General features: G+C 38.1%; 22 protein-coding genes. 14 read left to right on the forward strand and 8 right to left on the reverse strand.

Going from position 1 to position 21,605, the window contains the following annotated elements:
- The first annotated feature begins 565 nt into the window (after positions 1–565).
- The 7 genes from Q0371_RS08210 to Q0371_RS08240 all read left to right on the forward strand — a co-directional run bounded on the left by Q0371_RS08210 (position 566) and on the right by Q0371_RS08240 (position 5,645).
- Positions 566–1,525 carry a nuclease-related domain-containing protein gene (locus tag Q0371_RS08210; RefSeq protein ID WP_298470205.1) on the forward strand — a complete coding sequence of 320 codons (960 nt, stop codon included), beginning with the start codon at positions 566–568 and terminating at the stop codon, positions 1,523–1,525.
- 191 nt (positions 1,526–1,716) lie between these two features.
- Entirely contained in the window at positions 1,717–2,583 is an 867-nt protein-coding gene (locus tag Q0371_RS08215) for an AraC family transcriptional regulator (RefSeq protein WP_298470207.1), read from the forward strand.
- A 228-nt stretch (positions 2,584–2,811) separates the two neighbouring features.
- Positions 2,812–3,183 carry a GntR family transcriptional regulator gene (locus tag Q0371_RS08220; RefSeq protein WP_169361120.1) on the forward strand — a complete coding sequence of 124 codons (372 nt, stop codon included), beginning with the start codon at positions 2,812–2,814 and terminating at the stop codon, positions 3,181–3,183.
- Positions 3,183–4,070 (forward strand): ABC transporter ATP-binding protein, encoded by an 888-nt coding sequence (locus Q0371_RS08225; RefSeq protein ID WP_298470209.1) that lies wholly within the window; start codon positions 3,183–3,185, stop codon positions 4,068–4,070. Before Q0371_RS08220 ends, Q0371_RS08225 begins: the two co-directional genes overlap by 1 nt.
- Complete coding sequence (locus Q0371_RS08230) at positions 4,054–4,785, forward strand: hypothetical protein (RefSeq protein ID WP_298470211.1); 732 nt, start codon at positions 4,054–4,056, stop codon at positions 4,783–4,785. The genes Q0371_RS08225 and Q0371_RS08230 overlap by 17 nt, the downstream gene beginning before the upstream one ends.
- Complete coding sequence (locus tag Q0371_RS08235; RefSeq protein WP_298470213.1) at positions 4,782–5,492, forward strand: hypothetical protein; 711 nt, start codon at positions 4,782–4,784, stop codon at positions 5,490–5,492. Before Q0371_RS08230 ends, Q0371_RS08235 begins: the two co-directional genes overlap by 4 nt.
- Before the next feature lie 15 nt (positions 5,493–5,507).
- Positions 5,508–5,645, forward strand: coding sequence for a hypothetical protein (locus Q0371_RS08240; RefSeq protein ID WP_298470215.1), 138 nt, complete (start codon positions 5,508–5,510; stop codon positions 5,643–5,645).
- A gap of 55 nt (positions 5,646–5,700) precedes the next feature.
- Here Q0371_RS08240 and Q0371_RS08245 read toward each other — a convergent pair whose 3' ends face one another.
- Entirely contained in the window at positions 5,701–6,840 is a 1,140-nt protein-coding gene (locus Q0371_RS08245) for an FAD-dependent monooxygenase (RefSeq protein ID WP_298470217.1), read from the reverse strand.
- Between the two features lie 75 nt (positions 6,841–6,915).
- On the opposite strand from Q0371_RS08245, the gene Q0371_RS08250 reads away from it, so the two are divergent.
- Positions 6,916–7,896 (forward strand): GNAT family N-acetyltransferase, encoded by a 981-nt coding sequence (locus Q0371_RS08250; RefSeq protein WP_298470220.1) that lies wholly within the window; start codon positions 6,916–6,918, stop codon positions 7,894–7,896.
- A gap of 74 nt (positions 7,897–7,970) precedes the next feature.
- Here the strand turns inward: Q0371_RS08250 and Q0371_RS08255 are convergent, their stop codons facing one another.
- A complete protein-coding gene (locus Q0371_RS08255; RefSeq protein WP_298470222.1) occupies positions 7,971–8,963 on the reverse strand; it encodes a PQQ-dependent sugar dehydrogenase in 993 nt (330 codons plus the stop codon).
- Between the two features lie 161 nt (positions 8,964–9,124).
- Here Q0371_RS08255 and Q0371_RS08260 point away from each other — a divergent pair, with 161 nt between their 5' ends.
- A complete protein-coding gene (locus Q0371_RS08260; protein ID WP_251557087.1) occupies positions 9,125–9,859 on the forward strand; it encodes a sulfite exporter TauE/SafE family protein in 735 nt (244 codons plus the stop codon).
- A gap of 20 nt (positions 9,860–9,879) precedes the next feature.
- Positions 9,880–10,839, forward strand: coding sequence for a D-2-hydroxyacid dehydrogenase family protein (locus tag Q0371_RS08265; protein ID WP_298470225.1), 960 nt, complete (start codon positions 9,880–9,882; stop codon positions 10,837–10,839).
- A 172-nt stretch (positions 10,840–11,011) separates the two neighbouring features.
- Here Q0371_RS08265 and Q0371_RS08270 read toward each other — a convergent pair whose 3' ends face one another.
- Positions 11,012–13,159, reverse strand: a complete 2,148-nt coding sequence (locus tag Q0371_RS08270) for a M28 family peptidase (protein ID WP_298470227.1) — start codon at positions 13,157–13,159, stop codon at positions 11,012–11,014.
- A 123-nt stretch (positions 13,160–13,282) separates the two neighbouring features.
- On the opposite strand from Q0371_RS08270, the gene Q0371_RS08275 reads away from it, so the two are divergent.
- From Q0371_RS08275 to Q0371_RS08285, 3 genes are all read left to right on the forward strand, one after another.
- The gene (locus tag Q0371_RS08275; RefSeq protein WP_169361130.1) at positions 13,283–13,897 is read left to right on the forward strand and encodes a PH domain-containing protein; all 615 of its coding nucleotides are present in this window, start codon (positions 13,283–13,285) and stop codon (positions 13,895–13,897) included.
- Positions 13,898–14,044: 147 nt separating this feature from the next.
- Complete coding sequence (locus tag Q0371_RS08280) at positions 14,045–14,860, forward strand: VanW family protein (RefSeq protein ID WP_298470229.1); 816 nt, start codon at positions 14,045–14,047, stop codon at positions 14,858–14,860.
- 12 nt (positions 14,861–14,872) lie between these two features.
- Entirely contained in the window at positions 14,873–16,045 is a 1,173-nt protein-coding gene (locus tag Q0371_RS08285; RefSeq protein ID WP_298470230.1) for a substrate-binding domain-containing protein, read from the forward strand.
- Positions 16,046–16,078: 33 nt separating this feature from the next.
- On the opposite strand, the gene Q0371_RS08290 is transcribed toward Q0371_RS08285, so the two are convergent.
- The 4 genes from Q0371_RS08290 to Q0371_RS08305 are packed head-to-tail and all read right to left on the reverse strand — an operon-like array spanning position 16,079 to position 18,478.
- Complete coding sequence (locus Q0371_RS08290) at positions 16,079–16,495, reverse strand: DUF3021 domain-containing protein (RefSeq protein WP_251557082.1); 417 nt, start codon at positions 16,493–16,495, stop codon at positions 16,079–16,081.
- On the reverse strand, positions 16,496–16,951 hold the full coding sequence (locus Q0371_RS08295) for a LytTR family DNA-binding domain-containing protein (protein ID WP_251557081.1): 456 nt from the start codon (positions 16,949–16,951) through the stop codon (positions 16,496–16,498). It abuts the gene before it with no gap.
- A gap of 51 nt (positions 16,952–17,002) precedes the next feature.
- Positions 17,003–17,746, reverse strand: coding sequence for an ABC transporter permease (locus Q0371_RS08300; protein ID WP_298470234.1), 744 nt, complete (start codon positions 17,744–17,746; stop codon positions 17,003–17,005).
- A 12-nt stretch (positions 17,747–17,758) separates the two neighbouring features.
- Entirely contained in the window at positions 17,759–18,478 is a 720-nt protein-coding gene (locus Q0371_RS08305) for an ABC transporter ATP-binding protein (protein ID WP_251557079.1), read from the reverse strand.
- A gap of 170 nt (positions 18,479–18,648) precedes the next feature.
- Between Q0371_RS08305 and Q0371_RS08310 the strand changes: the two genes are divergently transcribed.
- Positions 18,649–19,803, forward strand: coding sequence for an SEC-C metal-binding domain-containing protein (locus Q0371_RS08310; RefSeq protein WP_251557077.1), 1,155 nt, complete (start codon positions 18,649–18,651; stop codon positions 19,801–19,803).
- A gap of 60 nt (positions 19,804–19,863) precedes the next feature.
- Here Q0371_RS08310 and Q0371_RS08315 read toward each other — a convergent pair whose 3' ends face one another.
- Positions 19,864–21,552, reverse strand: coding sequence for a methyl-accepting chemotaxis protein (locus tag Q0371_RS08315; RefSeq protein ID WP_298470236.1), 1,689 nt, complete (start codon positions 21,550–21,552; stop codon positions 19,864–19,866).
- Between the last annotated feature and the right edge of the window lie 53 nt (positions 21,553–21,605).

Consider the following 21,605-nt stretch of genomic DNA (forward strand, 5'->3'; position numbering starts at 1 on the left):
GAAGTCGTCACCGAGTAATCGGTGGCGGCTTTTTTGTTTTGTCTTTTACAGGAAAGAGCCGAAGGTCAATCTCTCTCCCTAAGGAAGTGTGCGAGAAGCCGGAGGGGTAAAGAGTTCGAGGAACCGAACGACCGAGGCTGACGAAGAAATCTGCCGCCCATCGGGTTTCGCAGCCGCTGATGGTAGTTGGAGGGTCGCCCTTGCAAGAGTAGGAAGTCTTTGGGCAACTAAAGGAAGTCGTCACCCAGTAATCGGTGGCGGCTTTTTTTACTTTTATTATTACCAAAGCGAAAGATAATCTCTTCATCGAAGCATACAACTGAGAATCCCGTTGCAATTTATAATTTATGTCGAATAAAACCTTTAAGTTCCTCCTCTAAATTGACATTTCCCGGGAAATAGAAACTATATACGACAGAAACAATCAAAATAAAATTTTCAAAGTGTAATAACGAGGAAAATAGAAAAAAGAGCTGATAATTGGAGGCAAAATAAAAAAGTTATTAAATGTGTAAAATTTACATTTTCTAAAATTATGTTATATTATGCAAAAAGGAGGGAAGATTTGATTTTAAAAGAGCAGGCTATTAATTATAATTATATTGGCTTACAAGCACTATATGAACGCTTAGGTAATAATCATGCACTAAAAGAACGTATTCACTCCAAAATATTATCTGCGAAAGCAGGTATTATAGGAGAGAAAAATGTAGAAGCCATTTTCCGTAAATATAGTTTTCCTTTTGACTATGCAGTTTTGTTAGACTTAAATCTGAGTTCTAATGGTAAATTTCAAATTGATGCCTTATTCATTACTCGACATTATATACTAATCTTAGAGTCTAAAAATATTGTTGGAACCTTGAGTTTTGAAAGAGATCCATTCTGTTTAAGAAGAGAGTTAGAAAGTGGTCAGGTAGATATATATGAGAGCCCAGAGGTTCAATTAGAACGAAATATTAATTTGCTTCAAAAATGGTTAAAAACGAAAGGTTTAGATATTCCAGTTATAGGAGCAATAATATTAGGATCTACAAAGTCAAGAGTTCATAAATCTCCAGTCACCTCTCCTATTATGTATCCTACTACTATCCCCAACTTTATATGGGGGCTCTCGAGAGAGAAGGCTTACCTATCGCTAGAACAGTTTCAGCAGGTGACTAATAGTTTAAAGAACAATCATGAGGATTATTGTCCTTACCCTATGTGTGGAACCTGGGGAATAGATCCGAAAGATTTGATTAAAGGTGTTCAGTGTCCTCTGTGTTCTTTGTTCGGAATGAAGAAAATTAAAGCTGGTTGGTATTGTGAGGCGTGTGGACAAGTAAATCGTAAAGCACACGAAAAAGCAATAAATGAATGGTTTGTTCTAGTAAAAGACAGCTTGAATAATAAAGAATGTAGAGAATTTTTACAGTTAAACTCGCAGCAAGCAACTTTACGAATTATAAAGTCGATGGATTTAAAGGAATGTGGATCGAATAAGAGAACCTTTTATAGAAAAAGAGATAATCGGTTGGTTTAATGGAATAATCGGTCGGTTCGAGTAAAAAATCGGTCGGTTTTTCCAAATAATCGGTCGGTTCCAGTGAAAAATCGGTCGGTTCTCCCAAATAATCGGTCGGTAAGACAACCCCCACTCAACTTCCGCAAAAAATATCAAAATATTCAAGCCTATACCATATAAACTGTAGTTAATAGGAGGTGCATGAGCGAATGAAGATCATTCATCAGACGATCAACTGGTTGGAACAGAAAATGGAGGAGCCAGTTCGACATGAAGAAGTGGTACAAGTCACTGGCTATTCTTTTTATCATTTCCATCGGTTATTTCAACAAAAGGTTGGAATGTCGTTACACGAATATGTTCGTAATAGGAGACTTACCTTGGCAGCTCAAAGACTAATTTATACAGATGAACGAATTTTGGACTTGGCCTTAACTTATCAATTTGAGTCCCAGGAAGCTTTTACGAGAGCTTTTCGTAAGGTGCATGGTTTGCCACCAGGGAAGTATCGAACACTCATGCGAACCTTACTAGAAAAACCAGAGGAGGTAGAGGTTATGAATGGTTGGTTTTTAAGTGGGGCAACCCCACAAAACTTTGAGATGGGTAGAGATTTTCAAGTGGTGCACAAGGGAAATGCTTCCGGTTATTTGCGTTCCATTAAGGCAGTAGGAGAAGAACAGTTTGGGACAGTTATGCAACAGTTCCATGCTAGTAAATATTGTGGGAAACGATTAAAGCTCTCTTGTTTTATTAAAACTGAGGATATACAAGGATTTGCAGGTCTTTGGATGCGCATTGACGCCAAGGATGGCGATACCCTTCAGTTTGATAATATGAGTAATCGTCCTATTACTGGTACAACTGGGTGGAACTATTATAGTGTCGTCTTAGATGTACCCGAGCATGCAGGAGCGATATATTTCGGTGTTTTACTACAAGGCTCCGGAATGGTATGGATGGATGAGTTTACTTTTGAAGAAGTAGATGAGAAAACTCCAACAACCAATTTAAAAGCTCCGGATAATATGCCTGCAGAACCGATTAACTTAAATTTTGATATAGAGCTAAATTAGTCGTATGAATTTAAAAAATATAGTAGGTTATCTTTTAATAGGTTTTACATTTGTAATAATTATTCTTATCAAGTTCTTTATCGGCAATAAATTCTTTGAGTTCTTGATCACATCCTAAGGGTGTGATTTTTTTTATTGTCCAAATTGTATAGACAATTATATTTTTATGTTATATACTACATTACATCACTAATGCACTAACTTTAGATTGAGAGGAGACTTACCGCAATGATTTTAAATTCGGATAGTGCAAAGCCCATCTATGTACAAATTGCGGAATGGTTAGAGAATGAAATTATAGCCGAGCATTTTAAAGATGATGAGAAAATTTACTCCCAATACCAGCTTGCAGAGCTGTTTAATATTAATCCAGCGACTGCGGCGAAGGGGTTAACAATACTAGTAGAAGAAGAGATTTTATATAAGAAAAGGGGACTGGGAATGTTCGTAGCGACAGAAGCCAAGGCAATGATTTTAGCTAAACGGAGAGATCAGACGTTGACACAAATGGTGTCAGATTTAGTGATGGAAGCTAAAAGATTGTCAATAACCAAAGAGGAGCTAATTCAACTCATACATAAATGTGAGGAGGAAGTCTAATGAAGGTAGTTGAATGTCGAAATGTCAAAAAAGTTTTTCATCGAATGAATGCTTTGGAGGATATAAGCTTCGAGCTAAGTGATCGGAAAATTACAGGACTTATTGGCCGCAATGGAGCTGGGAAAACAACCTTACTGAAAATACTTTCTGGTTTTACCAGCCATAGCTCTGGAGAAGTGCGCGTTTTCGATAGAAGTCCCTATAATGATTTGTTAGTATCTGCGAACAGTATTTTAGTGGATGACCAAATGACTTTTCCTGACGCACTGAATTTAGAAGGGATTTTGAAAATGGCTCCAGCCTTTTATAAAAAATGGGATGGAGAGCTTGCTAAAAGACTAATGGATTATTTCAAATTAAATCCTAAGCTTAATCACTCTAGCTTATCTAAAGGAACAGCTGCTACGTTTAATCTAATTTTTGGGCTCTCTACTCGCTGTGAGCTAACCCTGCTTGATGAACCGATGAATGGGATGGATGAAGCAGTAAGGTCAGACTTTTACCGAGCATTGCTAAAGGATTATATAGCTCATCCACGCTCTATTTTAATCTCTAGTCATCATTTAGCAGAGATAGAGCACTTGTTGGAGGATATCCTCTTGGTTCACCAAGGAAGGATGGTCTTACATCAACCGCTTGACGAAATAAGAGAGTATGCCGTGGGATTACAGGGGAATGCAACTGACATTGAAAGATGGACGCAAGGGGAAGAGGTTTATTTCTCCAAGCAGTTAGATCATCAAAGAAAATATGTTGTTGTAAAATACAATTCTTCTATAGAGAAGGCTCGTACAGAGGGTGCTATGCTTGAGGCTTTATCGGCGAGCGATGTGTGTATGTATGTGACGAGTGAAACAAAGGAGGGGATTGATGATGTTTTTAAGTAATGTCAGTTTAGCAAGTGTGATAAGGACACAGGTGAAATTCAAACTACAGGCATATATAGGGGCTGTTCTCTCGCTTATATTTATACAACTATTAGGTTTACTTCTTACTAGTAACACTGGAATGATAGGAACAAGCAGTATTGGTACAGAAATTACTATCAACACATACACACTTGATGGTGTCTTATTCTTTGTAGCTGCATGGGCAGTATTTGTAGGGAACTTAATCACTACGAAGGCGTACCGTTATGATGATTTTACGTTTGTTTCCACACGGCTAAGTAGCAACATCGCGAATATTGTGGTGTTGATGATTGTCAGTGCCGTTGCAGCGGTTACTACTTTTTTATGTACGTATTTGTTGAGATTATATCAAGTGTTGTTTAGTAACGTGGAGTTTATTGATGGTCCGGGAATACTGGATGAGCCTATGGAGACCATAGAAACTTTGCTTTTACTATTTATCTTAATATGGATGTTCACTTCCTTTGGATATTTAATCGGATCCTTGGTCCAAAAGCATAAGGCATTGATATTAATTTTTCCGATAGTTCTCGTTGGGATAGTAATGAGTTCTATAGGGCTTAATATTATAGAGTTTTTCTTTATAGTAGAGGGAAACTTGTGGGTATTCATGCTTAAAATATTTGGTTTATCAGTAATTTTCTTTTTAATTTCAGTTGCAGTATCTAATAGATGGGAGGTAAGAGCGTGAGTGGTGTATGGATAGCGTTCATAGTAGGCCTGCTCCCTATTGTTCTAATATTATTAATATCCTTTGTATTGATAGGTGGTATAAAGAAAGGTACAAAAAATTTACATGGTTCCTTGCAGCTTAAAAAATATATCGTTTTCGCTTATATTGTCATACTATTTATAGCAATGTTAGTTTATGAGCTCATGCCTAATAACCATTTAGAGCTGTTGGCGGAGGAAGAAGTTCAGGTGCTAGAAGTAGAAAATATTGAATTAGAAGAAGCTTTAAAAAACTACGAGGAGAATAATCTTACTGAAAGATTTCTAATAGATGAGTGGTCTCATGAGTTAAGTGGAAATACGTTATCTATAGGCTATGAAGGCACTGATTCTTATTCCACTAGATTTGTTGTAGAATGGACAGATGCTAAAAATCAATTGATAGAAGGTAAAGAATATAGATCTAACTTTATTATAGAAGGTATTCTCTTAGATAAAATAATTCCCTTACATGAGCTATATTGGGCTGGCAACCATTTATCTGTGAAGGAGCCAATAGGAATAAATCTGGAGTTTAGTGAGTTTTCTAACCGTTTAGTAAATCTACCAAAAGCTAGCAGTGGCGAAACCTATTCCTATCAGAATGTAAGAGGTATGACCTATATTCACTTAAAGGTTCCAAAGCATATAGAGATTGATGATGCTTTAGGATTGCAAATTTATTAAGGGGAGGAAATAGTTTTGGATTTAATAGCAGGAATAGCATTAGTACTTATCGTGTTTTTCTCTTCTAATATAATTGAAAAGAGTTTAAAAAACATGGAAAGACAAAACGAGCGTGTCATTGAAATTTTAGAAAAAATACGGGATAAAGAATAGTAAAGTGCCTGCTAATGCGGGCACTTTTTCTATGCTGGCACCCTTCCATCAGCTCTTATAGTTTTACATCAAATAAGAACTTAAGACGCCATAGTAAAGACTTTGAAGGGAGAAGGGGAAAGATCCAATCACGAGCAGCAGCTATTGGGCTAAAAGAAATTTGGGCAATCGCTCCAATTTGTCTGGAAAGACGAATCACCTTTCCGGTACGTGCTACTCGTTTTTCATTGTAAAAATCTAATACGCTTCTTATATCTTCAAATTGTTTAAAGCCATTGCCGAGGACTATTGCATCTTCGATAGCTTGTCCAGCACCCTGACCCATATTTGGCGTAGTCGCATGGGCTGCATCACCTAATAGGACAACTCGATCGAACACAAAATTTCGGAGTGGCTTGATATCTGAAATGTCATGATGAAGCAATTTTTCCTCCGGAGTACTTGCAATAATATCTGATGCTACCCGTGGAAAATGTTCAAAGAGAAATGACACTTCTTTAGGCTTTAAGTATTGAAAGTCAGGATTTTTTGGAGAAGTGTTAATACAAGCAAACCAATAAATGAAACCATCTTTCATAGGTGCCATACCAAATCTCCCTTTTGTGGACCAAAGCTCTGTGGATGTAAATTCTTTTACTCGACCATTGTTTTCAGTTATCCCTCTCCAGCAAGTATACCCAGCATATCTTGGTTTAGATTCAGGAACGAGCTGTTGGCGAATAGGAGAATTAATGCCGTCTGCCGCTATAAGTAGCTCAGCTTCAAAGACTGTCCCATCCTCGAAAAAAGCAGTAACCTTATGCTCATTTTGCTCAACACGTATACATCTTTTATTATATTCAATGGTATTTGGTTTTAGATTTTCGAGAAAGGTTCGATGAAGATTTGCTCGATGGATGGTGATATTCTCTTGTCCAAACATTTTTTTTAGAACCGAGAAATCGATCGTATTGAGCACTTTTCCATGCATGTCCTGAAAGACTTGTGTGTTTAGGATATAGCCATTGCGGAATATCTCCTCTCCAACACCAATCTCCATTAGTGCTTGCATAGCATTGGAGCCAATTCCTATTCCAGCACCAATTGGGTGGAAAACTGGAGCAGACTCAAACACGTGCACCTCATGACCTTGCTTTTGCAGAGTAACTGCTGCACAAAGTCCTCCAATACCACCTCCTACGATGGCAATGTTCACTGAAATCACTCTCCTTAAGTACCTCTAGTCTAGCAGAAATTTTATGATATGCTAATTAAAAGAGGAGGGAGAAATATGATTTCATTGGTCATTTATGAGTCCAAGCATAAAGAGGCATTAGAAAATTATCCGTTGTCTAAAGAGCAATTAGGTTTCACAGGACACCCAATAGAAATGCTTAAAAAGGTTGAAATGTGTCCTACCTATACACCGGTTGTTATTTTAGACGGTGAACAGGTGGCTGGATTTTTTGTATTGGACACTGGAGACGATAAGTTAAATTATACGGATATGAAAGAAAGTATCCTACTTAGAGGTTATTCCGTTCATCCTAGTTTCCAAGGGAGAGGAATAGCAAAGTTTTCTATGCAGCTTTTACCCCAGTTTGTAATGGAGCATTTTCCATCTATTAAGCAGGTTGTGCTCGGTGTAAATGAGGCTAATAAAGCTGCACAGGCTGTCTATTTAAAAAATGGGTTTATCGACGAGGGGCACAGGTATTTAGGAAGTGCTGGAATCCAATTAGCTTTGTGTCTTAAGGTTGACCAGGTAATAGTAAGGAAAGCAATGCCTGGAGATGAACAAGGGATCGTGGATGTATGTGTGGCAGCCCAATGGAACACATACAAGAATTTATATTCCATGGAATACATAGAAGGTGTAATTGAAAAGTTTTATACTGTGGATAGAATTGAAAAAGAAATTGCAGAAACCAATCGTTTTTGGAACGGATACTTCGTCGCTCTATTGAACAATGAAATAGTTGGAGCTATAGGCGGTGGGGTAGATGAAGAAGGAATTGCTGAAGTATACGTTCTTTACTTGGATCCAGAGAAACGAAATAAAGGGATCGGGACCAAGCTTTTAAACTATTTGTCAGATGTTCAAAAAATAAAATACGGTGCACACGAGCAATGGGTGTCCGTAGCGAAAAACAATATGCTTGGAATTCCTTTTTACGAGTCGCGTGGCTTTATCTTTCAACACGAGGAGCAGTCCTATGAGAGTAACCCAGAGGACCAAGCAATTTCCTTAAAATATAAGCGAAAGATTTAAAGGAAAGAGGCTGGATATACCCCCCATCAAAAAGTGAAACCGGAAAATCCGATTTCACTTTTTACTTCCTTTATTTAGTTTAATTTATATAAGATATCATCCTCCATGCTTGGATTACCACGTCCATCTGTATTATTAGTGACAAAGTACAACGATTCCCCATTAGAGAAGACATCACGCACTCTACCGAAGCCAGTGATGGATTGTTCAACCTTACCAGTTTCTACATTCATGACCTTTACAGCTTCTCCGCGGAGGGAAGCGACATATAGCTTTCCTTTGTGAAAGGTTATTCCAGAGGGTGCCCATGTCTCGTTACTGCCAGAAGTGATAAGCGGTGTTACATAGCCGTTCTTAGTTTCAGATCCTTCAATGATGGGATAGCCATAGTTCTTTCCTTGCTCAATTAAATTGACCTCATCATTAGCAGACTGGCCATGCTCTGCCTCAAAAAGAGTCCCGTTCTCGTGCCAGGCAAGTCCCTGTGGGTTACGGTGACCAGAGGAGAAAATTTGGAATGATCCATCCTCTTCCATTCGCACAATTTTACCGTTCAAGGAATTATCGTCCTGAGCAAGCTCAGGGTCACCTGCATCTCCAATAGTTACATATAGCTTATGATCAGGACCTATCTCCAGTCGTCCACCATGATGGATATTACCGGTCTTGATGTCATCGAGGTGTATTTCAGTTTCCTGCCACTCATTATTCTCTCGTTTTAGAGTCACTACACGATTAAAGGATTCCCCGTCTTTGTCATACGTATAATAGGCAAATGCCTCATTGGTTTTACTGAAGTCAGACTTTAATACAAAGCCGAGAAGTCCGGCTTCTGCCGCGGAGGACAAGGTATCCGAAAAAATGACTTCCTCATGGGTAACGGTAGACCCATCAATGACAGCTATTGTACCTACTCTCTCTGATATATAAAAGATACTGTCCTGTTGGTTGATTGCCCAAGGGATTTCTAAATTGGTTGCTATTTTATCTGCTGCTTCTTTTTCTGGTTCAGCTGCTTCTTCTGAGCAACCAACTAATAGAAGTGTTAAAAGTATGAGTCTTTTCATATAAAAACCTCCTCTAGTTACTACTTCTAGGAATGAAATGCAGATTCCTGCTCTTTACCATAAGTTTTACAAATGAGAAACGATAGATTCTATCAAATTTACTTATCATAAATGGAGGAGTATGCTGAATTAACAGAGAAGTTTAGAAAGAAGGCAAAATAATGGAATTTCTAATATTTTTTATTATTGGGATTGCAGGAAATATGGTTGGTACGCTAGTTGGAGGGGGAGGACTGATCAGTCTTCCAATGATGCTGCTAATGGGCTTACCGATTCATTCAGCTATTGGTGCCAACAAGGTTTCAAATACTGTGAGCTCCCTATCTAGCTTTTTAGTTATTTTTACTAAAAAGGAAGTGTCAGCGAAAGAAGCGTTGTCTGTTCTAGTATTTTGTTTAGGTGGAGGGATTTTAGGGGGACTTACGGCATCCTTTCTAAGTGGGGAGACACTCATGGTCATAGCCATCCTGTTATTAAGCTTTGCTTTCATCAACTCATTTATGGGAAAAGGAAATTTTGATGGGACATCGACCTTTCAGTTGAATAGAAAAACAATACCATCCTTATTAGGTATAGGCATTTATGATGGAATGTTTGGCCCAGGGAGCAGCACCCTTGCCCTTTACTTGTATGCCAGCGAGAAAATTGCATACATCAGGGCTGTTGGCCTTGCTAGAATCGGGGTATTCGCAAGCTGCTTTGGAGCTTCTATTACGTATATATCCACGGGGAAGATCATGTGGCCAGTGACCATTGCTTTAATGATTGGTGCAATTATTGGAGCGCAGCTAGGTGTAAGGCTAGCCCGGAAATTAAAATCAGAGCATATTAAGCCTTTACTAAGAGTAGTAACTGTATTATTGATTGTGCAAATAATTTGGGATTATGTGAAGTAATAAGTGAGGAGGAAATGACGATGAAATTACAATGTGCAATTTTAGATGACTATCAGCAGGTCGCTTTAAAAATGGCAGACTGGGCGACTATTGAGGAGCAGGTGGAGGTACACTCCTTCTCACAGCATTTCGAAAATGAAGAAGATCTAATAGAGGAAATCAAAGAGTATGAAATTATTGTGATTATGCGAGAACGAACTGCATTCACGGCTTCTTTATTTGAAAAATTACCTAAATTAAAACTCTTAATCACCTCAGGGATGAGGAATGCCTCGATTGATTTAGCTGCTGCTTCAACGTATGGAGTAACTGTTTGTGGTACCGCGAGCTCCTCGGAGCCACCGACTGAGCTTACTTGGGCACTACTCTTAAATCTCGCTAGAAATATTACTTTGGAGAATAGAGCTTTAAGAGAAAACGGTCCATGGCAAAGTACAGTAGGAGCGGATTTACATGGAAGAACGTTGGGACTCCTTGGATTGGGTAAAATCGGAGGACGTATGGCCACGATAGCCCAAGCATTTGGGATGGACGTTATTGCATGGAGCCAAAACCTTACGAAGGAAGATACAGATAAATTAGGAGTTCGTTTAGCAAATTCAAAGGAGGAACTTTTAGCAACTAGTGACTTTGTGTCAATCCACCTTGTGTTGAGCGATAGAACAAGAGGAATAATAGGCAGACAGGAATTAGAGCAGATGAAGCGTAGCGCCTATCTCATCAATACATCACGAGCAGCAATCGTAGACCAAGAGGCATTAATAAAAGCACTAGAAGAAAACAGAATTGCAGGAGCAGGCTTAGATGTATTTGAGGAAGAGCCAATGCCAGAGAAACATCCATATCGTACGCTACCTAACGTCCTGGCAACCCCTCATTTAGGATATGTAAGTGAACATAATTACCGCGTCTACTTTACAGAAGCAGTAGAGGACATTGTAGCTTTCCTTGAGGGAACAGAAATTCGGAAGATAAATTAAGCCAGTGGGTCAATAATTAGGGGGACCGACCGATTAATAGCGCGAATCGACCGATTATCTGGGAGAACCGACCGATTATGAGCGCGAACCGACCGATAATCCGGCAAAACCGACCGATTCATGCAAAAGAGGCATAAGACTACCCCATAGTCTTATGCCTCTTTCTATCATTTTACTTCAAATTTTCTAACTGTCTGCCTAGTTCTCTTAAATCAGCAACTTGCTCTGAGGTAGTTGTTTTTAGTAAAGCTTTTTGATTGGTTAATGATTGTTTGAGTGATTCAATTTCTTCTGTTAAGTCAGCATTTTCTATGTCGCTTTTTTCTTTAAGAGAATGGATGACTTCGTACAGATCTTCATGACCAACAATTCTTCCAGCACCCCACATCAGCTTTTCAGCAGGTGCATCTATCACGTAGTCTGTGAAGTAATCAAATACTTCTTGATCGAAATCATAGGCATACCAGTTGTTATCGATGTTCCATAAATATTCATCCAAAGGTGTAGCAAGATCTCCATCTTCTAACGCTTCAATAGAAAGCGATAAATTATTTATATTGTTTTGTGCGTCCTCGTAAGGGAATATAACAACGTCCTCCCAAGTCAGGCGAGTGAAGCTGTCCTCAGCATGCTTGAATGCAGCTAATAAATCACTATTAAGCTGACGGCTTTCGTTATAAAGCTTTTTAGCCGCAGCTTGGTCGTCTTTAGCTATGGCATTTAAGTAATCCTCATTAATCTTTGCAACTCTTTTGTTTACATCCTTTACTGTATCCATTACATGGTCAATTTCGTCAATCAGCTCGTCCTTAGATACCTCTGCTTGTTCAAAGGCATTTTCATCAATTGTTTCCTTCATAGCATTCAGACGAGTGGTAAAGTCTAAAGGCACCACAGCTGTTTTGTCGTAATGCATAGTTAGAAGACCATATAAATTCAAGTGGAATTTAAAAGCGTCCTCATTATACGTTTCTTCGGTATCAAATTGTGAATGGTAATGAGAGCGCATAAAATCGCTATCTTGGAAATCATTACGTAAAGCTGGAACCCCAGCAATATTAAAGGAAAAATCATCTGACCAAGTACGCAATGGAGATATTACAGAAATTCCATCTTTATAAACACCTTCTACAGCTGGAACATCTTTAGAGAATTCTGTAAGGTAATTGTTCAATTCGTATGTAGCACGAATCTCGTCCTGGGTCGTGTGCTCATATGCAGGGAGCTCAAAGTTCATGTTAGCAAATGCTTTTCCAGCCCATTCTGGGTGAATGTTAAATATTTGATTGTATGCACCAGTGGACCAGTCATAGCGAGAGTTTGAAACTCCCCACTCTTCAGCAGCAAGTGCGTTAAAGATAATCGTTTTTTCTGTCTGGTAGCCGCTATCGATCAGACCTTTGGCTACTCCCATCATCAATCCTATTGCTGCATGGTCATCCTGAAATCCTGTGAAGTAGGAATCATAATGGGCTGATAGAATAATATAGGACTCCGGATCCTTTCCTACTATTTTTCCATAATAGTTATAGGATTTGCCATCCATTTTAACAGTAGATTTTGCATCAAATTTCACTTTCATGGAGCCTGTCTCACTAGCTTCCAATAATTTTTTTAACTTATTTCCATCCGTTTGGGACATGGAAAACGCAGGAGCATCATCCGGTCCACAAAAATCTTGAGCATTTAAGGCATCTGGAGAGACTTCTCCATAACCAGCTTCCTGTACAGCTATAACTCCTGCTGCACCTTTTACATGAGCTTGGTATGCGGGGTAGTTGATCCACCATTCCTCACGCTGATTAATGTCTATTAAAACGAGCTTGCCTTCGATGTCGAGTCCATTTAAGTCCTCAGCTGTGGCCTTGCCACCGTAAACAATGTCGTATTCCTTGACGCCATTTGTATTGAAATTAACCTGGTAGCCACCAAGAACCGCTAAATGCTCTTTACCGTTTTCATCCGTAAACGTTAAATCGGCTTTTTCAAATGTCCAAGTATCTAAAGTAAACTCGTCCTTCGTTACTTCTGTAAGGCCGATTTTCTCCATTTCTTGTCCAATTTTTTCTCCGGTCTTGAGTTCTGCCTCAGAACCAGCTGTTCGGTATCCCAGTTTTTCATTTGTTTTAAACTCTTCTAAGCTTTTAGTAAATTCATAGGCATAATCTACATCAACAGATGATAAATAGTCATTTTTTAACTGATTGATTACTCCGTCCTTTACTTTATCTTGATCATCTTTTGTCTCTTCGTCCTTACAGCCTGTAAGAGTAAGCCCTACAAGAAATGATATTGCAAGTACTTTTGCTAACTTTTTCATTTATCACATTCCTTTCCTCTCATGTAGAAATTAATATTATCAAAAAATAATAATTTTTACCACTTTTCTTTGTGAATAGAAAGGAGTACGATAGGATAAAGTTACGTAAAGGAGAGCGATCATATGTTTAAAAAGTTGGCGTCAGATGCATTGGGTATTTCAGACATTGGAGTGGTTGTTTCTAAAGCAGATTTTGATAAAACGGAGTCTGATGATTTTGTCATGCATGAAGCAGGTGAAGTAGTTTATTTTCTTATCAAAACAAAGGCAGATGAATATTGCTTTACTAACCTTGCTTTAATTCATGTAGACGGAGAGAATGCCTTAAGTAAGAAAAGAACGCTTCGTCGCTATGACTATGCTTACTATCCAATCACCGATGTAGCGCTTGAAACGGCAGGAACTATCGATCTGGATATGGAGATTAAGTTCACGATTGGAAATGTGCCATTAAGCATAGATATCCATAAAAAGTTTGCTACGGAAATCAAAGATCTTTATAAGGCAATCCATACCATATCAACTCAAATGCTAGACAACAAAAAGAAATTTGATATTGCTCAAAATAGCTTAGGCTACGCTGCTCAGTCAGTAGGCAAGATGGAAAGTAAAGACATTACTCCATTGTCTTCGTTCGAATCGATAACCCAGTTTTCCTCCAACTGGATGCTAGAGCAAAAAGACAAATACATGAAAAAAGACTTCAAGGACGTATTTGAATTATTTATAAATGCTTAAAAAGTATGCCACTACCTATTATAGGTAGTGGTTTTTATATTTTATCTCGTAACTAGGAGCAGTGTTAGGTTCCCCAAATATCTTCTTATTTCTGAATAATTGGTCTATTATTGATTGTATACCATTTATAGGGAGGGGAAGTGGGTAATGGAATCACTTGAACCGAGAAATAGAAGTCGGATGCGTATCTACTTTGGGAAGAAGTATTTCCGTATGAAGCGTTATATGGATTGGTATGCTGGGAAGAAAAAGTATGCTTTAAAAAAGCAATCAACCAGAAAATCAGAAATCATTGCGACTCATCAAACCCAGTTGCTACGTGAATTAAAAGACGTAGACATGTGGCTGCAGCACAATAAAATTACTAATCTTAAAATAGCTATTAAGCAATTAAATGGTGTCATCGTCCAACCAGGTGAAACATTCTCTTATTGGCGATTAATTGGAAATACGAGTAAGAGAAAGGGATACGTTGAAGGAATGATTTTACACTATGGAAAAGTTACTGTTGGAGTAGGTGGAGGGCTTTGCCAGCTATCAAACCTTATTTACTGGATTACGTTACATACACCACTTCAGGTGACGGAAAGGTATCGACATAGCTATGATGTATTCCCGGATGCTAACCGAAGTCAACCTTTTGGAAGTGGAGCTACATGTGCATATAACTACCTGGATTTGCAAATCAAAAATGATACAAAGCAGCCTTATCAACTAGTACTGTATCTAACCGATACCCATCTAGTAGGGGAATGGAGAGCAGATAATCCTTCTACTAGAACATACGAGGTGTATGAGAAGGATCATTTGATTTCTTTGGAATATTGGGGTGGCTACGTTAGACACAATAGCATTTATAGAAGGGTCTTTAGCATGGAGAGAGAGTTAATCGATGATGAGTTCATTACACAAAATCATGCAATCATGATGTATGAGCCAATGTTAACGACATCAAAGGTTTAGGAGATGATAGAAGTGAATGAAAGAAAACAAAAATCCTTAAGCGAAAAAATACTATACGGAGTATTCGGCCTAATATGTGCAATTTTCATAACCTCAATCCTATTTTTTTTACTTGCTTTAACTGGTAATATGCACTACATTTCACTGTTGATTAATGGAGTGATTGTACTGTATTTATTTTACCTCTTCCATTTGTTTATTTTTTTCACTACTAAAAAAAGAAAGCTCTGGTTTTTAGGGATAATGGGAATTACCTTAGCAATTAGTGCAATTTCTCCAGTTAAAAAAATATATGAAAATAGCATTCCTACAGTAGATGCAGAATTAAATGTTTGGGACTATCAACCATTCATGGAGCCTTTAAAAATTGCAACTCTAGAGGAGGAGTCAACTTTTAAAATTACAGAGGACTTACCAAGGTTGGACGGAGCAACGGCTTTGTACCCTTTGTATGCTTCTTTTGCTCAAGCTGTTTATCCCGAAAAAACATATGAGCCATACTCCAGTGAAGTCATGGTAAATACGACTCCCGATGCATACAATAACTTAATCCAAGGAAAAGTGGATATGATCTTTGTTGCAGGCCCCTCTAAGGGGCAAATCAACCATGCAAAGCGTAATGGTATGGAGCTTAAACTTACACCGATTGGAAGAGAAGCATTCGTGTTCTTTGTTCATCAAAAAAATGAAGTGGACGAGCTAAGCCTTCAACAAATCCAGGATATTTACTCAGGGAGCATTAATAATTGGCAGGATGTCGGGGGAAGCGACGATTCTATACGAGCATTCCAGCGTCCCGAAGGCAGTGGGAGTCAAACGGCTTTAGAAAATCTAATGGGAGAAATTCCTTTAATGGAAGCACCGACTGAAGATATTGTTAGTGGGATGGGGGGAATTATTGAAGAAGTAGCTCAATACAAGAATTATAAAAACGCAATCGGGTACACATTCCGATTCTATTCGAACGAAATGGTTAAGAACGATCAGATTAAATTATTAAATATTAACGGAATTGCACCTACAATAGAAAATATTCGTAACAACCAGTATCCGATTGCATCTGAATTTTATTTAGTGACAACTAATACGGATAATCCTCATGTTGATGAGTTTATAGAATGGATTCTATCTCCTCAGGGTCAGGAGCTGGTTGAGAAAACTGGTTACGTCCCAATAATTGAATAACAAAGAGCTGCTCTTACCCGAAGCAGCTCCTTGCTATTCCGAGATAGAATTTAAATTTTCGTTCAGTTTTTTGGCTTGTAGACGGAAATAGTAGTAGAATGCCAGCCAATGTAAAATATAAACAACAATGAAAATTGCCAGGCCAATTCCAAAGCTTAACAAAGTAAATGGTATCCAGCCAATAAAGAAAGCTAAGATAAAGTATGCTACGAAGACGGTAAGAAAATGGAAACCGGTAGCCTGCATCATAGTAAAACGCTTATTTTCAAAGTAGAGTGGGGTTACTGTAAATAACCAACCACAAAATATAGAGCCTAAAGAATTTTTTAGAAACAAAGCCCCGTTTAACGTTTCTCTGTCGCTAAAGAGTACTACCCCACTTGTAAAAACTACTGATATGAATGCTCCAAAGAAAATCCCAATCATACTTCTAAACAAAAATGTTTTCATTTATTTTTTCCTCCTATTCATTTTCAGTGCGTCCTTAATGTGAGCGACGTATGTCCTAGACACATATTCCTTTGCTCCGGATTTAAAATACACACATAGCGTTCCATTGAAAGAAGCTTCAAATCGATTAAGCTCATAGAGGTTTGCTATAACAGATTTTGATAAACGTATAAATTTGCTTGATGGCAGCATTTCCTCTAGCTCATATAGCTTTTCCTTTAATTTGTATGAGCCGGTTGCGGTTACTGCATAGACTGCTTCCTGATCTGTATGAAAATAATGAATATCCGCGGGCTTTAAGATGTGTTGCATTTCATCGATTTTTCCAACTAAAAATTCTATTTCACTGCCTTTTATAAATTCCAGTAAGTCCTGGACTGGTCCATCTAGCGTAGGTGTTTCAATTTTAACCAACGTCTCTTTAAAATCACTATCAATATTTAACGATACTTTCATCTTTGACACCTCTCTTCTTTAATAGTGTAAAGGTTCTGATAATAATTGTCTTTAGATTTTCCGCTTGTGCATGAAGCGAATAATAAGAACCGATACAAATAGAAGTACTCCAATATAGCTTCCAGCGAGAATTGTTTCAATAGTTAGAGAGAGCTGGCCGTTCCATACATCTATAAACATGTTATTCATATGATAGAGTGGGTTAAGCTTTGCTGATACTTGTATAAAGTTTGGCATTAGGTTAATTGGCTGTGCGAAGCCGCCGGTAAAAATAACGATTTGCATAATAACGATAGAAAATACAAGAGCACTGTTTATATTATCAAATAAGGAATAAATAGCAGATGCCATGATTAGTAAGACAATGTTCATAGCTATAAAAAAAGCATAGGAAGAAAACATATCGAGTAGGACGAAGGATAAATCATACATAACTAATCCAATGCTAAGTATCATAAGATAACCTAAGGTCGTAATAATAATCGCTCGTAAAATGCTTGAGGCGAGTAAAATGTTTTTGGGAACAGGAGACAAGCGTATTCGTTTTTCCACACCAGTTATACGGTGGTTAACCTGATCAAAGCCAAAAGCAAAAAATATTACCGTAAATGTGATGAGTAATATAAAGGATGGTGTGTAAGATTGAGCATAGTTTAGACCATGATCATACGTCATTTCCCCATATAACTGTCCCATAAAAATATACGTTACGGGTGGGATAATAATGGTGAAAAACATATAAAAGACTTCTCTACTAAACATAAGTAAATCATATTTTAATTGTGTAGCTAGCATTAGAATTGCCTCCTAAATATCAACTTTTTGAAGATAAAAATCATGTACAGAACGATAGCCTAAAGCTAAAATACTGTCAGTAGTTGAAAAAACTTCAGTTATTCCATTATTGATAAGTAAAACCTTGTCACAGTATATCTCCACCTCATCCATATTGTGGGTAGTCAAGATGACAGTGCCCCCAGTGCGTTCATTGTATTCAGTAATATAAGACCATAACAAATTACGCATATGTGGATCTAATCCGGTAGTTGGCTCATCTAATATAAGTAGCTTGGGCTCGCACAAAAATGCAATCGCTAGGCTAACAATCTGCTTCCAGCCACCTGATAATTTATCGAAATACTTGTGGCGATGGGGATCTAACTTGAAGTCATGTATAATTTTTTCTAAAGCAATGGAGGACCTATAGTAAGACCTAAACAATTTTAATAATTCCTCCACCTTTAATGTTCGATAAAATTGGGTTGGCTGAAGAACGACAGCAATTTGTTTTCTAAGTTCTTCTAAACGGCTCATGGAGGCTAATCGAATGTCTTCTTCCAACACATAGACAATTCCTGTATCAAATTGTTTGATGGTCATAAGAATTTCTAAAAAAGTAGATTTACCTGCTCCATTTTTTCCTATCACCCCTATGACTTCTCCAGGTGACGCTTGAAAATCTATTCCTTTTAAAACCTCCTTCTCCCCGTACGATTTTTTTAAATTTCTAACTTCAATGATATGCACAAATATCACTCCCGTTTTTCTTATAAACTAATTGTATGATGAGATGAGGTGGTATTCGAGCGTATTTCGGTAAGAGGTATTTTAGTTTGGCCAACCTGTAGGAATTGATAGGTCAGTTGCATTTAACTACTAAAAGGAAGTATATTGATAGTATCAAAGGAGGAATTCTAATGAGTCAATCATTCTTAAACAAAGTAACCCCCCTTATCAATCATGAAGAGAGATTGGTCAGAGAATTTGCATCGTATGTACTAAATCAATTTCCATTTACACCTAGCAAGGTGGTAAATGAACAACTGACGAATGCACTACATGCTGATGAACAAGAAAGAGATACTATTCTAGTCTGGGGACAAGAAAATAACGTTACAGAAGAAACGTTCCCGATTCTGATGAAGCTCCTCCAAAAGGTAAAAAAATCGAAAAGACATCTAGTCCTTCAATATGTCATGAACCTTCCTTCACGGGTTCTTGTAGACAAAGCCGAACAGCTTACTCCCTATATAGGAACAGAGTATACTGATTTCAATAAGCTACTGTTGGAGGCAAGCGAGGATACACTTTGGAAAACGTATGAGGACGTTGTGGGTGACGTTAACCGCGATGGCTTTAATGCACTTGAATTTCAGAAGTCGAAAAAGCTGCTTGGGCGACTGATTGATATAGGCAGCTATGGGAAGCAGGAAGTAGAGAAGACCCTTCAGCAAGAACTAGGGGAAAAGTTTTTCTCGGTGTTTGGTATTTTAGCAGTAAGAGCGGTTGGCCTACTACAGTTAAACGAATATATACCTACACTTGTATCCCTACTAGGTAGAGAAGAAGAAATTCTATTAGAAGAATTGGCAGTTGCGTTAAGTAGCTTTCAGACGGATGACGTAGTAGAAGCAGTTGCTCCATATGCGATGAAGAATGAGACGTGTATTTATGCTGCTAGTATTTTAAAAGAAACAAAAACTGAAAAGGCAATAGAAGTGCTGGTAAAGAGCTACGACAAATTAGATGAAAGTGGTAAAGAGACGGTTATCGAATCCCTGACAGCCCAATTAACAGAGCAAGCCTTCCCGTTGATAGAGGATTATCTCCATAACGGCTATCATGGTGGATTAATTGATCTTGAACAGACGCTTTATGCGTTCTATACAGTAATGGGACGTTCCCATCCATCTATGGAAGAGTGGAAGCAAATTGCCGAACAAAACGCAATAGAATTCGAACAAGAGCAACAAGCACAAGCACCTCAGCCAGCAGTAAGCGAAAAGGTCGGTAGAAATGATCCCTGTCCTTGTGGTAGTGGAAAAAAATATAAAAAATGCTGTGGGAAATGAAATATTAAGCATAGCCATTTAAATTAAAAATGCTGCCGGACTCATATGCCCGGCAGCATTTTATGCTAGCTTAAATTTATTTATTTCCTCTTGTAAGTCCTGTGCATTTTGTGAAAGTTCAACTGCTACACCGCTGACCTGTTCCATGGTAGCAGTCTGTTCCTCAATAGCGGCAGCAATACCTTCAACATTGGAGGAAGCATTTGTAGCCCCGTTAGCGATTTCCATGGCAGAAGCAGAAACTTGTTCAGCAGATGCAGAAATCTCTTCAGAAGTAGCTGAAATCTCTTCGATTTGGACATTCATCTGTTCTACTGCAGTGACAATTTCCTGGAAAGCATGTCCTGCTTCACCAATGATTTTCACTCCAACTGTTACAGAATCTAGTGATTCCTCAGCTGCTTTTTCAACATTGCCTGTATCTAGTTTGATATCCTTGATTAAATCGACAATTTGATTGGCAGATTGTCTAGATTCCTCAGCAAGCTTACGAACCTCGTCTGCAACAACTGCAAATCCTTTCCCATGTTCGCCAGCACGTGCGGCTTCAATTGCCGCATTAAGCGCTAATAGGTTAGTCTGTTCTGTAATATTCGTAATCACATTCGTTATATTTTCGATTTCTAAAGTTTGTTTACTTAGTTTTTGGACTAAATTATTCATCATCTCAGAGGAATGATTAATTGTATTCATCTGTTCACTTGCCTGTTGAATAATTTTACCTCCAGCCAGTGCTGTTTGATAAGTTTGGTTCGAGTTGTCGTATAAGTGCTGTGTTGATTCGGCAATTCGTTGAACTCCCGTTGCAGTCTCTTCCATAGCTCGAGAACTATCATTGGCCGACTGGGCAGCGGAAGATGAGGCTTCTAAAGTGTCATTAGCTCGGTGAGCCATTTCATTTGTAGAAGCGGTTACCTCTTCGGTGCTTGCGGATAGCTCTTCAGCAGCAGCACTTAGATGCTCCGAATTTTCATGGATTCGTTTAAGTAACGCTTGAAGATTATTTTTCATTTGATTAGTAGCTGTAGCTAGTTTTCCAATTTCATCATTGGAAGAGTAGTTCAGGTCTTCCGCCGATAAATCTCCAGTAGCAATTATTTCGGCTGCGTCTACCATTTTTATTAACGGATTAGAGATTTGCTTACGAGTGAACCACATAAGGAGAGCTCCATTTAGCAAAACAAATACTAACATAACAATAGCTACAATGTTGGATAGAGTCATGGCACGATCTGTTTCTTGAGAGATTTTTTTCAGTTCTTTATCCTGATAATCAAGCATTTTTTGTGCAACTTCTAATATACCATCGTTAGCAGGAGTAATTCGGTCCTTTAAAATTCTTGATCCAGAGCTCATAACACCGGTTTTTGCATATTCTAAATATATCTCTGATGCTTCATTGAATTCATTTTTATATACGTTAATCTCTTCGACATAACCCTTCATTGTTTTAGCTTGGGCAAGAGAAGCGATTTGAGCAATTTGCTCATCAACATATTGGATATAGTATTCAAGCTGCTCCTTCGTTTCCGGAGAATTATCGATTAACAATTCTTGAGAATATTGCCCCTGCATTCCAATACCAAAACGAATCTCGTCAATTCCTCGTAATTGGGTGACTCTATAATCAAGAGCCTCATCCACCTTAGATTCTACATTAGCAGATGTAAGCATAGCTGTTACAGTAGAGATTAATAATAAAACTATAATGACGATAAATGCGATGTTTAACTTTTTTCCGATACTCATAAGCTGCCTTCTTTCCCGTAAATATAATCACCTCGTTTTTATCGGCTATTAGT

This window comes from uncultured Psychrobacillus sp., from assembly GCF_938022135.1.
Lineage (GTDB): Bacteria > Bacillota > Bacilli > Bacillales_A > Planococcaceae > Psychrobacillus.

Excerpts from the sequence above, each read along its gene's own strand:
- Q0371_RS08310 (WP_251557077.1), top strand. The coding sequence starts at position 18,649 with ATGAGTCAATCATTCTTAAACAAAGTAACCCCCCTTATCAATCATGAA.
- Q0371_RS08265 (WP_298470225.1), top strand. The coding sequence starts at position 9,880 with ATGAAATTACAATGTGCAATTTTAGATGACTATCAGCAGGTCGCTTTA.
- Q0371_RS08280 (WP_298470229.1), top strand. The coding sequence starts at position 14,045 with ATGGAATCACTTGAACCGAGAAATAGAAGTCGGATGCGTATCTACTTT.
- Q0371_RS08295 (WP_251557081.1), bottom strand. The coding sequence starts at position 16,951 with ATGAAAGTATCGTTAAATATTGATAGTGATTTTAAAGAGACGTTGGTT.
- Q0371_RS08315 (WP_298470236.1), bottom strand. The coding sequence starts at position 21,552 with ATGAGTATCGGAAAAAAGTTAAACATCGCATTTATCGTCATTATAGTT.
- Q0371_RS08220 (WP_169361120.1), top strand. The coding sequence starts at position 2,812 with ATGATTTTAAATTCGGATAGTGCAAAGCCCATCTATGTACAAATTGCG.
- Q0371_RS08270 (WP_298470227.1), bottom strand. The coding sequence starts at position 13,159 with ATGAAAAAGTTAGCAAAAGTACTTGCAATATCATTTCTTGTAGGGCTT.
- Q0371_RS08215 (WP_298470207.1), top strand. The coding sequence starts at position 1,717 with ATGAAGATCATTCATCAGACGATCAACTGGTTGGAACAGAAAATGGAG.
- Q0371_RS08275 (WP_169361130.1), top strand. The coding sequence starts at position 13,283 with ATGTTTAAAAAGTTGGCGTCAGATGCATTGGGTATTTCAGACATTGGA.
- Q0371_RS08260 (WP_251557087.1), top strand. The coding sequence starts at position 9,125 with ATGGAATTTCTAATATTTTTTATTATTGGGATTGCAGGAAATATGGTT.
- Q0371_RS08250 (WP_298470220.1), top strand. The coding sequence starts at position 6,916 with ATGATTTCATTGGTCATTTATGAGTCCAAGCATAAAGAGGCATTAGAA.
- Q0371_RS08225 (WP_298470209.1), top strand. The coding sequence starts at position 3,183 with ATGAAGGTAGTTGAATGTCGAAATGTCAAAAAAGTTTTTCATCGAATG.
- Q0371_RS08255 (WP_298470222.1), bottom strand. The coding sequence starts at position 8,963 with ATGAAAAGACTCATACTTTTAACACTTCTATTAGTTGGTTGCTCAGAA.
- Q0371_RS08230 (WP_298470211.1), top strand. The coding sequence starts at position 4,054 with ATGATGTTTTTAAGTAATGTCAGTTTAGCAAGTGTGATAAGGACACAG.
- Q0371_RS08300 (WP_298470234.1), bottom strand. The coding sequence starts at position 17,746 with ATGCTAGCTACACAATTAAAATATGATTTACTTATGTTTAGTAGAGAA.
- Q0371_RS08290 (WP_251557082.1), bottom strand. The coding sequence starts at position 16,495 with ATGAAAACATTTTTGTTTAGAAGTATGATTGGGATTTTCTTTGGAGCA.